The 14256-nt window shown below is 66.3% G+C and carries 14 protein-coding genes; 13 read left to right on the forward strand and 1 reads right to left on the reverse strand.

Annotated features, from left to right (window positions below; genetic code table 11):
• Positions 1-225 precede the first annotated feature (225 nt).
• Positions 226-2601, reverse strand: a complete 2376-nt coding sequence (locus E4A48_RS01890; RefSeq protein WP_260608036.1) for a ricin-type beta-trefoil lectin domain protein — start codon at positions 2599-2601, stop codon at positions 226-228.
• A 213-nt stretch (positions 2602-2814) separates the two neighbouring features.
• Here E4A48_RS01890 and E4A48_RS01895 point away from each other — a divergent pair, with 213 nt between their 5' ends.
• The 13 genes from E4A48_RS01895 to ybgF all read left to right on the forward strand — a co-directional run bounded on the left by E4A48_RS01895 (position 2815) and on the right by ybgF (position 14233).
• Positions 2815-3255, forward strand: coding sequence for an esterase/lipase family protein (locus tag E4A48_RS01895; protein ID WP_230812520.1), 441 nt, complete (start codon positions 2815-2817; stop codon positions 3253-3255).
• Complete coding sequence (locus E4A48_RS01900) at positions 3248-3973, forward strand: YebC/PmpR family DNA-binding transcriptional regulator (RefSeq protein ID WP_039005736.1); 726 nt, start codon at positions 3248-3250, stop codon at positions 3971-3973. The genes E4A48_RS01895 and E4A48_RS01900 overlap by 8 nt, the downstream gene beginning before the upstream one ends.
• Before the next feature lie 102 nt (positions 3974-4075).
• Positions 4076-4639, forward strand: a complete 564-nt coding sequence (gene ruvC, locus E4A48_RS01905; RefSeq protein WP_052234988.1) for a crossover junction endodeoxyribonuclease RuvC — start codon at positions 4076-4078, stop codon at positions 4637-4639.
• Between the two features lie 175 nt (positions 4640-4814).
• Positions 4815-5399, forward strand: a complete 585-nt coding sequence (gene ruvA, locus E4A48_RS01910; RefSeq protein ID WP_039005734.1) for a Holliday junction branch migration protein RuvA — start codon at positions 4815-4817, stop codon at positions 5397-5399.
• A 52-nt stretch (positions 5400-5451) separates the two neighbouring features.
• A complete protein-coding gene (locus E4A48_RS01915; protein ID WP_039005731.1) occupies positions 5452-7371 on the forward strand; it encodes a potassium transporter Kup in 1920 nt (639 codons plus the stop codon).
• Positions 7372-7525: 154 nt separating this feature from the next.
• Complete coding sequence (ruvB, locus tag E4A48_RS01920; protein WP_039005730.1) at positions 7526-8563, forward strand: Holliday junction branch migration DNA helicase RuvB; 1038 nt, start codon at positions 7526-7528, stop codon at positions 8561-8563.
• Positions 8564-8621: 58 nt separating this feature from the next.
• Positions 8622-9095 carry a tol-pal system-associated acyl-CoA thioesterase gene (ybgC, locus tag E4A48_RS01925; protein WP_039005728.1) on the forward strand — a complete coding sequence of 158 codons (474 nt, stop codon included), beginning with the start codon at positions 8622-8624 and terminating at the stop codon, positions 9093-9095.
• On the forward strand, positions 9092-9868 hold the full coding sequence (tolQ, locus tag E4A48_RS01930) for a protein TolQ (protein ID WP_003472566.1): 777 nt from the start codon (positions 9092-9094) through the stop codon (positions 9866-9868). Before ybgC ends, tolQ begins: the two co-directional genes overlap by 4 nt.
• Before the next feature lie 40 nt (positions 9869-9908).
• Positions 9909-10346, forward strand: coding sequence for a protein TolR (gene tolR / locus E4A48_RS01935; RefSeq protein WP_003472563.1), 438 nt, complete (start codon positions 9909-9911; stop codon positions 10344-10346).
• Complete coding sequence (tolA, locus tag E4A48_RS01940; RefSeq protein ID WP_039005727.1) at positions 10336-11337, forward strand: cell envelope integrity protein TolA; 1002 nt, start codon at positions 10336-10338, stop codon at positions 11335-11337. Before tolR ends, tolA begins: the two co-directional genes overlap by 11 nt.
• A 170-nt stretch (positions 11338-11507) precedes the next feature.
• Complete coding sequence (gene tolB, locus E4A48_RS01945) at positions 11508-12827, forward strand: Tol-Pal system beta propeller repeat protein TolB (protein WP_039005726.1); 1320 nt, start codon at positions 11508-11510, stop codon at positions 12825-12827.
• Between the two features lie 71 nt (positions 12828-12898).
• Complete coding sequence (pal, locus tag E4A48_RS01950) at positions 12899-13417, forward strand: peptidoglycan-associated lipoprotein Pal (RefSeq protein ID WP_039005725.1); 519 nt, start codon at positions 12899-12901, stop codon at positions 13415-13417.
• Between the two features lie 3 nt (positions 13418-13420).
• On the forward strand, positions 13421-14233 hold the full coding sequence (gene ybgF, locus E4A48_RS01955; protein ID WP_185910701.1) for a tol-pal system protein YbgF: 813 nt from the start codon (positions 13421-13423) through the stop codon (positions 14231-14233).
• Positions 14234-14256: the final 23 nt, after the last annotated feature.

The raw sequence follows: 14256 nt of genomic DNA on the forward strand, positions 1-14256 counted from the left end.
TGTTGGTAAGGCGGCACGTTTTCGGCGCAGTTGCCGTTGTCACTCGGAAGTGCCCTGCATGCCGGGACATGCAGCGGAGTCCTTCTTTGACTATGCCGCCGCATGCAGGCAGGGCGTGTCGTTCATGCCCATCCATTCGTCGTTGCTCGCGCATGCGCAACAAGAACGATCCGTTGGAGACTGAACGACACGCCCTGTTGGGAAACGCTCTGGCCGGTCGCCCGGTCAGTTGGGCTGCAGTTCCCAGGTCTGGTTGGGATTGCCCAGGCACTCCCACATCTGCACACGCGCGCCGTTGCTCCTGCCGCCTTCGGAGTCATCGAGGCATTTGTTATTGAAGTCGCTACGGATCTGCCCGCGAATCCGCCAGGCTTGCGCGGCGCTTCCATTGCAGGTGGCCATCAGGATGGTGTTGCCGTTCGCGCCGAAGCTCCCCCTGGCTTCAAGGCAGTTGCCGCCGTAGCCGACGATCGAGCCATTCGTGCCCAGCGACCATTTCTGGTACTTGTTCCCCGAACAGTCCCAGAGTTGCACTGCAGTGCCATTGGTCACGCCGCCGCCCATCACGTCGAGGCAGCGTCCGCTGGACACCTGGATGGCGCCGGTGGCCGAATCGAATTGCCAGGTCTGGTTGCTGCCGCCGAGATTGTCCCAAGTCTGCAGGCGCGCGCCGTTGCCAGATCCCCCGTTGACCACGTCCAGCACCTTGCCGCTAGTGGCGATAATGGCGGACGAGCGAAAGCTCCAGCGCTGGTTGGATGCATTCAACCCCTGGTAGAGTTGCACGCCCGCGCCGTTGCTGCTGTTCGCCCCGGCGATATCCAGAACCTTGTCGGTGCCGTTGTTGCGCAGCGTCCGGGTTTTGCTTTGCCACTGCCATTTCTGCTGGCGCAAGCCGTTGCATCCCCAGACCTGCGTCCGCGCCGTGTTCTCGGTGCTGCCATCCACCACGTCCAGGCACTTGCCGGAGGGGCCGACGATCTGGCCTGGCGAACTCGAGTCGTCGAACGGCACCACGGTCGCTCTGTATTGAACAACGCGCGGGACGGTGAGCATGAACGCGGACGCGTTGTCGGCTTCGGCAATCACGCCGCAGGCCTGTCCATAGCATCCCTGGATCGAGGGAGTCGAGTAGATGTTGACTTCGCGCTGGCCATTGACGGCGTATGCCATCACCGTGTGGAAGCTGCCCACGTCGCTACGGTGTCCGTAGTTATAGCCGGTTTCTTGCCCGGTTTCGCGTTGGTGATGCGAACCCAGCAGGTGCCCGAGTTCATGTCCAAGCGTTGTCGAGTAGCAGTAGTAGTTGCCGTCAACGCCATCGGAAACAATCGCGTACGCATAGCGAGAATCGGTGCTTCCATTGACCCAGGCGACGCCGCAACTGTTTTGGCTGGCGCTATTGAAGCGACGGACCAGTGCGACCAGATCGGCGCCGTCGTTCTCGCGCACCTGGCGAATCGGGCGGAATGCGTCGTTGTAGGCCTGGATCCAGGTCAGTTCGTCCAGTGCCTGGCTATTGTCGTTGTTGTTGGTATAGCCGACTTCGATGATGCCGACCAGGCGATAGCGCGCCTGCACATTGGCATTGGCGAAGGCTTGGTTGGCGACCTCGACGAGATTGGTCAGCACCGTCTCTGTGGCCGACTCCCCGCCCCGATATGCCTTGTAGTCCGGCGTATAGCCAAGCACCACGTCGATCGTATTGGTGGAGGTGGTGCCGGCGGCGGCATTGACCTTGCCCAAGTTGCTGTAGTTGGGAATGGTGCCGGTGGCCGCCGCGAGCGGCGCGGCGTTGGCGCTGGGCAGCATCTCCCGCGCATCGCCACGCCTGCTCGGCGCCGCCGATCGCACCTCGACTTCGGATGCCGCCATCACATAAGGTTGCCCCTCGACGGTGGAAATCCGGTAGACCTTGCCGCCGCTGGCGCCGAGCGAACCAAACACCGCGTTCTTGCCGAAGGTGATGACCGATTCCTCACCCACCAGCGCGCCGGGCAAACGTCCAACCCAGGTCCAGTTGCCGTTCTTGCCTTCGGTGTGGCGGACGTAATCCATCTGCAGCCGGGTGCCGTCGGGCGCGACGATGGTCATCTTGCCCTCCATCGTGGCGCGCAACGCGTAACGCTCGCTGATGCGCGCAGGAAAGAGCTCGAATGGACCTTCCTTGGCCGGTGTGGCGTGGCCGACATAAGTGACCAGCGTGCCGTTGTCCGGTGCGTCGAAGTAGGGGGAAGTGCCTGGGGCGAGCTGCGGCGAGGCGCCATTGGCGGCGCTGCGGGCAAGCGCAGTTTTGACCGGGGCTTGGCCCTGCGCGGCGGCTTGGCCGGCGTTGGATGCGGCATGAGAGGCCCCGCTCTTCGAGACGCAACCTCCAAACCAGACGCCGGCCGCCACGGCGACGCAGGATGCCAGAATGATGCCTCTGTTATACATGCAGCGCTTCTCCTTGATGACTGCGCAGACCTGCGTTTCGATCCTGTTTCCGTGGTCCGCCGCTAGCCGATGGGCCGGCTGGCCCTGGACCGCATCCGGATTGAGAATGGCTTGGCGCGTCAGTTGATGCGTGGGATTGAATTTTCCATGTGCCTGCTCTGTCACTCCCGCGGCTATCGCGATGCCATGCAGCGATTGTTCGATGCATGCTCAGATGGCGCGGATTTTTTCGCCGTTGCTACATCGAGTGGACGTAGCAATGGACCACTCTGCGTTAACGACCGGCAGTGCGCTTTCTTGAGGCAGCTGGGGCCAGAATTTCGCCTTGGTCGTTCGAACCGTGATGCTTTACCGTTTCGCGGGCGCGCGGCCGGTCCGTTGTCCCAGGTCCTGTTGCTGCACGGGATCTGGAACAACGGCGCCTGGCTCGGGCCGCTGGCCTTGCGGCTGCGCCGCAATGGCTTTCGTGTCGCCAGCTTCGGCTATTCGACCGCGTTCGGCGGCGCCGAGGCGGCGCTGGCCGGGCACAGCCTGGGCGGGGTGATCGCGCTGCATGCCTTGCGCCAGGCGCCGCAGCTGCCGGTGACCCGTGTGGTCTGCCTGGGCATGCCGCTGGCCGGCAGCGCGGCGGCGCAGGCGCTGTTGCTCGGCATCGCTCCGGGGCGTAGCGCGGCCTTGCTGCAGAAGGGTCTCGGCCACTGGGACGGGCGCGCCGCAGTCGGCATGGTGGCCGCCAGCGTCGCCGATGCGGGCGCGGCGGCGCAATCGAGTAAAATCCGTCGCTTGTCCTTACTGATGTCCGGAACGCCCCATGGGTAGAGGCCCCTCGATCGAAGCCCGCAAGAACGCATCCGATGCGAAGCGCGGCAAGATTTTCACCAAGATCATTCGCGAGATCGGCGTCGCCGCGCGCGCCGGCGGCGGCGACCCGTCCAACAACCCGCGCCTGCGCGTGGCGATGGACAAGGGCCTGGCCTCGAACATGTCCAAGGACGTGATCGAGCGCGCGATCAAGAAGGCCACCGGCGAGCTGGAAGGGGTGGAGTACGAGGAGATCCGCTACGAGGGCTATGCCCCGGGCGGGGTCGCGGTGATTGTCGATTGCCTGACCGACAACCGCGTGCGCACCGTGGCCGACGTGCGCCACGCGTTCAGCAAGTGCGGCGGCAACATGGGCACCGAAGGCTCGGTGGCGTTCATGTTCAAGCGCCTGGGTGTGCTCAGCTTCGCTGCCGGTGCCGACGAGGAAGCCATCACCGAGGCGGCGATCGAGGCCGGCGCCGACGACATCGTGGTCTATGCGGAGGACGGCGCGATCGATGTGTTGACCCCGGCAGATGCGTTCCACGCGGTCAAAGACGCGATGCAGGCGGCAGGCCTGTCCGCCGACCATGCCGAGATCAGCTTCCGCGCCGACAACGACATCGCCGTGGAGGGCGACACCGCGCTGCAGGTGCGCAAGCTGCTGGATATGCTGGAAGACCTGGACGATGTGCAGGCGGTGTATTCCAATGCCGACCTGGGCGGTTATGCGTGAGTTGAGGTGCGGGACCGGGGACCGGGGACCGGGGACCCGTGAAAGCGGGATCTGCGTATCTGCAGGTGCTTGCTTCGCCTGGACTGTCCAATGCGGACCCCAATGACTGCCCCCGGTCCGTGGTCCCCGGTCCCCGGTCTCGGAGCCGTGCGCATCCTCGGCATCGATCCGGGTTCGCAGCGCACCGGCGTGGGCATCATCGACATCGACGGCAGCGGCCGTACCACCCATGTCTACCATGCGCCGTTGCTGCTGCTCGGCGAAGGCGACTTCTCGCAGCGGCTCAAGCGCTTGTTGCATGGGTTGGGCGCGCTGATCGAGCAATATCAGCCGCAGGAAGTGGCGATCGAGCGGGTATTCATGGGCAAGAGCGCCGACGCGGCGCTGAAGCTCGGCCACGCGCGCGGCGCGGCGATCTGCGCGGTGGTGCTGCGCGACCTGCCGGTGCACGAGTACGCGGCCAAGGAGATCAAGCTGGCGATCGTCGGCAAGGGTGCGGCCGAGAAGCAGCAGGTGCAACATATGGTCGGTCTGATGTTGAGTCTGACCGGAAAACTGCAGGCCGACGCCGCCGACGCGCTGGCGGTGGCCATCACCCATGCCCACGTGCGCGCGACCGCGCAGCGCCTGGGCGTCAGTACGCAGCAGGCTTGGAGCAGGAAATGATGGTGACGATTGGCGGGACCGGGGACCGGGGACCGGGGACCGGTGAAAACCCCGGCCCGGAGAGCGTTGCACGTTCCACGCGAGCGCTGACAACCATCCAGCATGCACTGCTTTTGCTCTTGCCCGGTCTCCGATCCCTGGTCCAGGTCCCCGGTCCCGCCCGCGGAGCGCTCCAGTGATCGGCCGTCTGCGCGGCATCCTCGCCTACAAGCAGCCGCCGTGGCTGGTGATCGACGTGGGCGGGGTCGGCTATGAGCTGGAGGCGCCGATGAGCACCTTCTACGATCTGCCCGACGTCGGTCGCGACGTGATCCTGTTCACCCACTACGCGCACAAGGAGGACAGCGTGTCGCTGTACGGCTTCCTGCGCGAGGGCGAGCGGCGCTTGTTCCGCGACGTGCAGCGGGTCACCGGGATCGGCGCCAAGATCGCGCTGGCGGTGCTGTCCGGGGTCAGCGTGGACGAGTTCGCGCGGATGGTCACCAGCGCCGACGTCACTGCGCTGACCCGCATCCCCGGCATTGGCAAGAAGACCGCCGAGCGTATGGTGGTGGAGCTGCGCGACCGCGCTGCGGACTTCAGCGGCGGCGCGCCGGTCAGCGGCCAGCTCGGCACCGATGCGGTGTCCGAGGCCACCGTGGCGCTGCAGCAGCTCGGCTACAAGCCGGCCGAGGCGGCGAAGATGGCGCGCGACGCCGCCGCCGACGGCGACGAGGTCGCCAGCGTCATCCGCAAGGCCCTGCAGGCCGCGTTGCGCTGACCGCGCGCCGTACCTCCTCCTTCACGCCTCGCGGCGCTAACCTGACTTCGCCATGTCTTCGAACCACACTTCTACTCCAGCCCCCTGCGACGGCAACGACGCCGCGCACGGCAAGACCGGTTTCGCCGTGGTGCTGGGCGCCATCGGCGTCGTCTTCGGCGACATCGGCACCAGTCCGCTGTATACCTTGAAGGAAGCGTTCTCGCCGCATTACGGCCTGACCCCGGACCACGACACGGTGCTGGGCATCCTGTCGCTGGTGTTCTGGGCGTTGATGATCGTGGTGACGCTCAAGTACGTGGCGATCATCATGCGCGCCGACAACGATGGCGAGGGCGGCATCATGGCGCTGACCGCGCTGGCGCAGCGCACGCTGCCCGGCGGCTCGCGTTCGGTATACGTGGTCGGCATCCTGGGCATTTTCGGCGCCTCGTTGTTTTTCGGCGACGGGGTGATCACCCCGGCCATTTCGGTGTTGTCGGCAGTGGAGGGCCTGGAGGTGGCGGCGCCGCGGTTGCACAGCTTCGTCGTGCCGATCACGGTGATGGTGCTGGTGATGCTGTTCGTGGCGCAGCGCTTCGGCACCGAGCGGGTCGGCAAGGCGTTCGGTCCGATCACGGTGCTGTGGTTCCTGGCGCTGGGCGCGATCGGCGTCTACAACCTCACCAAGGCGCCGGAGGTGCTGCATGCACTCAATCCGTGGTGGGGCGTGCGCTTCTTCGCCGAGCACAACTGGCACGCGGTGTTCGTCCTCGGCGCGGTGGTGCTGGCGGTCACTGGCGGCGAAGCGCTGTATGCGGACATGGGCCATTTCGGCGCCAAGGCGATCCGCTATTCGTGGAATTTCCTGGTCCTGCCGATGCTGACCCTGACCTACCTGGGGCAGGGGGCATTGATGCTGCGCGACCCGGCGGCGGTGCGCAATCCGTTCTACGAATCGGTGCCGGAGTGGGGCCTGTATCCGATGATCGTGCTGGCCACCGCGGCCACCGTGATCGCCTCGCAGGCGGTGATCACCGGCGCCTACTCGGTGGCCAGCCAGGCGATCCAGCTCGGCTACATCCCGCGCATGCACATCCGCCACACCTCCGATTCGACGATCGGCCAGATCTACATTCCCGGGGTCAACTGGATGCTGCTGGCGCTGGTGATCATGGCCGTGCTGGGCTTTGGCAATTCCACCGCCCTGGCCACCGCCTACGGCGTTTCGGTCACCGGCACCATGCTCATCACCACCGTGCTGATGGTCATCTATGCGCGCGCCAATCCGCGCGTGCCCAGGGTCCTGCTGTGGATGATGGCAGTAGTGTTCGTGGCGGTGGACTGCGCGTTCTTCTACGCCAATATCATCAAGTTCATGGATGGCGCCTGGTTCCCGCTGCTGTTGGGGTTGATCCTGTTCACCCTGATGCGCACCTGGCGTCGCGGTCGCAAGCTGCTGCAGGGCGAGATCCGCAAGGACGGCATCAAGCTCGATACCTTTCTTCCCGGGCTGATGCTGGCGCCGCCGGTGCGGGTGCCGGGGACCGCGGTGTTCCTGACCGCCGATCCGCTCGTGGTGCCGCACGCGCTGATGCACAACCTCAAGCACAACAAGGTGCTGCACGAGCGCAACGTGTTCCTGACCGTGGAGACCCTGCCGGTGCCCTACGCCACGGCCAAGCAGCGGCTGAAGATGGACGCCATCGGCGACGAGTTCTACCGGGTGATCGTGCGCTTCGGCTTCATGGAGACCCCTGACGTGCCGCTGGCGCTGATGCGCTCCTGCGACCAGGGCGGCATCTACTTCGACCCGATGGACACCACCTATTTCGCCAGCCGCGAGACCATCGTGGCCAGCGCCAACCGCGGCATGCCGATCTGGCGCGACAAGCTGTTCGCGGTCATGCACCGCAACGCCGCCCCGGCCACCGGCTTCTTCCGCATCCCCGGCAACCGGTTGGTGGAGCTGGGCGCGCAGGTGGAGATCTGAGTGGCGCCGGGACCAGGGACCGGGGACCGGGAACCCGGTAAAAGCGGGCTCCGTTCTTCTACAATTGCCCGATGACGATGTTCCTCCTGCCCGCCGGCCATGCCGCAACCGTCGCTGTTGCCCGGTCCCCGGTCCCCGGTCCCCGGTCCCGCTGATGGAGCGCATCATCGCCAGCAGCGCCACGCGCGAAGACGACGCGGTCGAGGCCAGCATCCGTCCCAAGCGGCTGGCCGACTACCTCGGCCAGCAGCCGGTGCGCGAGCAGCTGTCGATCTATATCGAAGCGGCCAAGGCGCGCGGCGAGGCGCTGGACCATGTGCTGATCTTCGGGCCGCCGGGCCTGGGCAAGACCACGCTCAGCCATGTCATCGCCAACGAACTGGGGGTCAACCTGCGGGTGACCTCCGGCCCGGTGATCGAGAAGGCTGGCGACCTGGCGGCGCTGCTGACCAACCTGCAGCCGCACGACGTGCTGTTCGTGGACGAGATCCACCGCCTGTCGCCGGTGGTCGAGGAAGTGCTGTATCCGGCGATGGAAGACTTCCAGATCGACATCATGATCGGCGAGGGCCCGGCCGCGCGCTCGATCAAGATCGACCTGCCGCCGTTCACCCTGATCGGCGCCACCACCCGCGCCGGCCTGCTGACCGCGCCGTTGCGCGACCGTTTCGGCATCGTGCAGCGCCTGGCGTTCTATACCCCCGAAGAGCTGGGCAGGATCGTGCGCCGTTCCTCCGCCATCCTCGGCATCGCCTGCGACGCTGATGGCTGCGCGGAGATCGCGCGGCGCGCGCGCGGCACCCCGCGCATCGCCAACCGGCTGCTGCGGCGGGTCCGCGATTTCGCCCAGGTCCGCGCCGGCGGCCACATCGACCTGGACGTGGCGCAGGCGGCGATGCAGATGCTCGGGGTCGACCCAGAAGGCTTCGACGACCTGGATCGGCGCCTGCTGCGCACCATCATCGATTACTTCGACGGCGGCCCGGTCGGGGTCGAGTCGCTGGCCGCCTCGCTGTCGGAGGAGCGTGGCACCCTGGAAGACGTGATCGAGCCCTACCTGATCCAGCAGGGCTACCTGATCCGCACCGCGCGCGGGCGCATGGCGACCAACAAGGCCTATCTGCACCTGGGGTTGCCGCCGCCGCGGGACCGGGGGACTGGGACCGGGGACCGGGGAGAGTCGCTGTTTTGACGACGATGGCAATGTCGCGCCGCACCGCTATGGCGCATGCGAACACAAGGAGCAGGCCATGACCCCCGGGTCCCCGGTCCCCGGTCCCCAGTCCCGCCGGCTATTCAGTTGGCCGACACGCATCTACTGGGAAGATACCGACGCCGGTTGCGTGGTCTACCATGCACGCTACGTCGCCTTTCTTGAGCGGGCGCGCACGGAATGGCTGCGCGCGCTGGGTTACGGACAGGAGCGCTTGCGCCTGCAGCGCGATCTGGTGTTCGCGGTGCGCGCGATGCACCTCGACTTCCTGCGCCCGGCTCACCTGGACGATACGCTGCAGGTCGGTGTCGCGCTGTCGCAATGCAAGCGCGCCAGCCTGCTGTTCGCGCAGTCGATCCACCGCGACGGCGAGTTGCTGTTGCGTGCGCAGGTGAAGGTGGCGGCGCTGGGCGCTGGCAACTTCCGCCCGCGCGGCATCGACGACGCGTTGTACGACCAATTGAAAGCTCTCGAAATCACTGAAACCGAATTACTGAGGAACGACGGATGATCGCATTGCTCCTGGCCCTGCAGGACACGGTGGCGGAGGCGCTACCGCAGGACGTGACCCAAAACGCCGCGCAGGCCGTCGCCAGCACCGCCGCCCATGGCGGCATCAACTACCTGGATCTGCTGATCAAGGCCAGCCTGCCGGTCAAGGTGATTGTGCTGCTGCTGCTGCTCGGCTCGCTGATCAGCTGGGTGATCATTTTCCGCAAGGCGCGGGTGTTCAAGCAGGCCAACCGCGACGCGGACGACTTCGAGAACCGCTTCTGGTCCGGCACCGACTTGACCAAGCTCTACGCCGGGGCGGCCGACCGCAACCGTGTGGTCGGCGGGCTGGAGGCGATCTTCGAGGCCGGTTTCCGCGAATTCACCCGCCTGCGCGACAAGCGCAAGCTCGATGCGCGGATCCAGCTGGAAGGCGCGCAGCGAGCGATGCGTGCGACCTATGCGCGCGAGGTGGACCGTCTGGAGCGCAACCTGGAACTGCTCGCCAACATCGGCTCCACGGCGCCCTACGTGGGCCTGGTCGGCACCGTGTTCGGCATCATGGTGACCATGCACGACATGCTCAACAGCGGCCAGCAGGCGGGTATCGCCGCGGTCGCGCCGGGTATCTCCGAGGCGCTGTTCGCCACCGCCATCGGCCTGTTCGTGGCGATTCCGGCGGTGTGGGCATACAACCGCTTCACCACCCGGGTCGAGCGGATGGCGGTGCGCTTTGAGACCTTCTCCGAAGAGTTCAGCTCCATCCTGCAGCGCCAGGCCAGCGGCGACTGAGCGCCGCCGCGCGCTCCGCCCCAGATTCCAGGATTCCCGCATGACTGCCGCCATTTCCCGCCGCAAACGCCGCAAACTCAAGTCCGAGATCAACGTCGTGCCGTACATCGACGTGATGCTGGTGCTGCTGATCATCTTCATGGTCACCGCGCCGCTGCTGAGTCTGAGCGTGGACGTGGACCTGCCCGATTCCACCGCGCGTTCGGTGGAAAGCAAGAAGGACCCGGTCATCGTCAGCGTCGATGCCGAGGGCCACTACACGCTGACCCTGCAGGACGGCAAGCCGGAGAAGATCGGTGCGCCGGAACTGAAGGCGAAGATGCAGGCCTTCGTCGGCCAGAACAAGGACGTGCCGGTGTTTGTCGCCGCCCCGGGCAATTCCAACTACCAGCTGGTCATGGACACCATGGTCATGCTGCAGCAGGCCGGCGTTCCCAAGGTGGGCCTGATGAGCCAGCCCGGTACCAATGCACGCTGAAGCCGATTCCCGACCGCCCCGCGAACAGGACAGCGACCAGGGCCTGATCGTCGGCGTGCTCCTCGCGCTGGCCGTGCACGTGCTGCTCGGGCTGCTGTTCTTCCTTGCCTGGTGGTGGTCGCCCGTGCGCGAGGTGGAACCGGCGGCGGGTTCGCCGATGGTCGAGGCCTCGCTGGTGGTGTCGGCGGCGGACGTGCGTTCGGCGCAGAAGGCGGTGCAGGACGCGCCCAAGCCCCTGCCCGAACCGTTGCCCGAACCGGTCAAGGAAGTCGCCGAGGACGATACCGTGCCGCCGCCGCAACCGGTGCCCGTGCCCAAGCCGCAGCAGGCGCCGACCGAGCAGCAGCAGAAGGCGCAGGACTTCATTCCGGTGCCGGACAAGGTCGACCAGGACCGCGCCAGCCGCACCGCGATCTCGCAGGAAAAAGAGAAGCAGGAGCAGGAAGCCAAGCGCCGCCAGGAGCAGATCGACCTGACCGAGCAGAAGCGCCAGCAGGAGGCCGAGCAGAAGCAGCGCCTGGCCGCGCAGCAGGAAGAGGATCGGCAGAAGAAGATCGCCGACATCCGCAAGCAGCGCGAGCAGGCCGACCGCGAGGCCAAGCTGGCCGAGCAGAAGCTGCGCCAGCTGGCCGACGTGCGCGCCAAGCAGGCCTCGGCCACCGCCGCGTCCACGCCGCAGGCCACGCCCGGGCAGAACGGCACCAATACCGACCTGTCGGCGAAGTACGCCGCGGCGATCCAGCAGGCGGTGCTGAGCCAGTGGGTGCGTCCGGATTCGGTGCCGCTGGGGCAGAAGTGCAAGATCGCGATCAAGCAGATCGTCGGCGGGCAGGTGATCGAGGCCAAGGTCAGCCCCGACTGTCCCTACGACGAAGCGGGCCGGCGTTCGATCGAGGCCGCGGTGCTGCGGGCGCAGCCGCTGCCTTACCGGGGCTTCGAATCGGTGTTCGCGCGCGATCTGACCTTTAACTTCACTGCGCAGGATCGCTGAGACGCCGGGACTCGGGAATAAAAGCTTGCGCTTTCACTCCCGGGCGGCTTGATAGGCGATAATCCACGCTTCCTGCCATCGGCTTCACACATCGATGGTTCATGATTGCGAATACGTTCACCCGCGCATTGCTATCTCTTGCGCCTTTCCCGAGTACCGCTGAGCAACCCATGAAGAAACTGCCGCGCTGGCTTGCCGCCCTGGCTGCCCTGATGCTCCCCCTGGCCGCGTTCGCGCAGGACAAGGGCCTGGAAATCGACATCGTCGGCGGCAACGCGTCGGCGACGCCGATCACCGTCGTGCCGATGCCCTACCAGGGTTCGGCGGCCGCGCCGTCCACCGACGTGGCCGCGGTGGTGCGTGCCGACCTGGACCGTTCCGGCCAGTTCCGCGACCTGCCCGAGGCGCAGATCGTCGAGCGCCCGACCCGCGGCAGCGAAGTGCAGTACGCCACCTGGCGTGCGCTGAAGCAGGATTACCTGGTCGCCGGCCGGGTGATGGATGCCGGCGAAGGCACCTACCGGGTCGAGTATGAACTGTTCGACGTGGCCAAGGGCGAGCGCATGCTCGGCCTGGCGATGACCGCGCGCGCCAGTGCGATGCGCGATGTGGCGCACCAGATGGCCGATGCGATCTATGAGAAGATCACCGGCGTGCGCGGCGCGTTCTGGACCCGCATCGCCTACGTCACCGCCAGCGGCAAGGGCGGCGCGATGCGTTATGCGTTGATGGTCGCCGACGCCGACGGCTACAACCCGCAGACCATCGTGCGCTCGGCCGAACCGCTGCTGTCGCCGAACTGGAGCCCGGACGGCAAGAAGCTGGCCTACGTCAGCTTCGAGCGCGGCAACTCCTCGATCTACCTCCAGGACATCGCCACCGGCGCCCGCCAGCTGGTGTCCAGCTTCCGCGGCATCAACGGCGCGCCTTCGTTCTCGCCGGACGGTCGCAAGCTGGCCCTGGCGCTGTCGCGCAGCGGCAACCCGGAGATCTACGTGATGGATCTGGGCAGCAAGCAGCTGACCCAGCTGACTAACCATTTCGGCATCGACACCGAGCCGACCTGGGCGCCTGACGGCAGCAGCATCTACTTCACCTCCGATCGCGGCGGCCGGCCGCAGATCTACCAAGTGGCGGCGACCGGCGGCAGCGCCAACCGGGTCACCTTCCAGGGCAATTACAACGCCACCGCCAGCGTGTCTTTCGACGGCAAAAAGATCGCCGTCGCCCAGGGCAGCGGCAATACCTACAAGATCGCGATGATGGACCGCAGCCTGGGTTCGCCGCGCTGGAGCACATTGTCTACGGGGTCGCTGGACGAGTCGCCCAGCTTTGCCCCGAACGCCAGCATGGTCTTGTATGCCGCACGCGAAGGCGGGCGAGGGGTGCTGTACGCGGTCTCGGCCGATGCCCGCGTGCGTCAGCGCCTGGTCCTGGCCGATGGCGACGTGCGCGAGCCGTCGTGGTCGCCGTACCGGACGGCGCGTTGATGCGTAAGTTTGATGTTAATATTTCGCTGCGTTGAACCCCTTTTCGGCTCAGGAGCCATATAGGTATCCACATGAACAAGACCACCCGCGTACTGCTTGTTTCGCTGTTGTCCGTCGCAGCTCTGGCCGGCTGCTCCAAGAAGGTCAAGGAAGTTCCCCCGACCGATACCACCGGCACCACCGGTTCCACCACCCCGGCCGGCCCGTCGACCTCCGGCCTGTACGGCCCGGGCGATTTGAATACCGATGCCTGCCTGCGCCAGCGCGTGGTCTACTTCGATCTGGACCAGGACTCGCTGAAGCCGGAGTTCCAGGCGATCATGGCCTGTCACGCCAAGTACCTGCGTGACCGTCCGTCCTCGCGCATCACCCTGCAGGGCAATGCCGACGAGCGCGGTTCGCGCGAGTACAACATGGGCCTGGGCGAGCGTCGTGGCAACGCCGTGTCTTCGGCGCTGCAGGCTGCCGGCGGTTCGGCTGCGCAGCTGACCGTGGTCAGCTACGGCGAAGAGCGTCCGGTGTGCACCGAGTCGGGCGAGTCCTGCTGGTCGCAGAACCGCCGCGTCGAGATCGTGTACACGGCTCAGTAATAGATGCGTATCGGTGTCCTTACATCGATGATCGTCGCGGCGGCCCTGGTGGCCGCCGCGCCGGCTGATGCGCAGCGCGCAAGCCTCGCCGATCGCGTGTCCGCGCTCGAGCAGCAGGCCATGAACACCCAGGGCAACACCGACATGCTGAACCAGCTCAACCAGCTGCGGACGCAGGTGCAGTCGCTGGAGGCCACGATCGAGCAATTGCAGCACGACAACGAACAACTCAAGCAGCGCGCCAAGGACCAGTACCTGGACTTGGACGGCCGCCTGAACCGGATCGAGGGTGGCGCGACGCCGCCGTTGCCGCCGGCTGGCGCTGCCGCACCTGCCGCTTCCGCACCCGCCGCCAAGCCGGCTGCCGCCGTTTCCGAACGGCCGCCGTCGGTGCATGGCGACGCCGGCACGCTCGCCGCCAGCGGCGACGAGCGCACCAGCTACAACGTCGCCTTCGAGGCGCTGAAGGCTGGCAAATATGCCGACTCGGCGAATCTGTTCCAGAGCTTTCTCGAGCTGTACCCGAACGGCGTGTATGCCCCCAATGCCTTGTATTGGCTGGGCGAGAGCTATTACGCCACCAAGAATTTCCCGCTGGCCGAGGCGCAGTTCCGCGACCTGATCGGCCGCTATCCGACCCACGACAAGGCCTCCGGCGCCCTGCTCAAGCTGGGCTTGTCCCAGTACGGCGAAGGCCGCACCCAGGACGCCGAGCAGACCCTGCAGCAGGTGATCAGCCAGTATCCGGGATCGGATGCCGCGCGCACCGCGCAGGACCGCCTGCAGTCGATCCGCATCGGCCAGCAGCTGCGCTGAGCCCCCGAACGCTGCCGCCATCG

The sequence above is a fragment of the Xanthomonas translucens pv. cerealis genome (assembly GCF_006838285.1).
Taxonomy (GTDB): Bacteria; Pseudomonadota; Gammaproteobacteria; order Xanthomonadales; family Xanthomonadaceae; genus Xanthomonas_A; species Xanthomonas_A cerealis.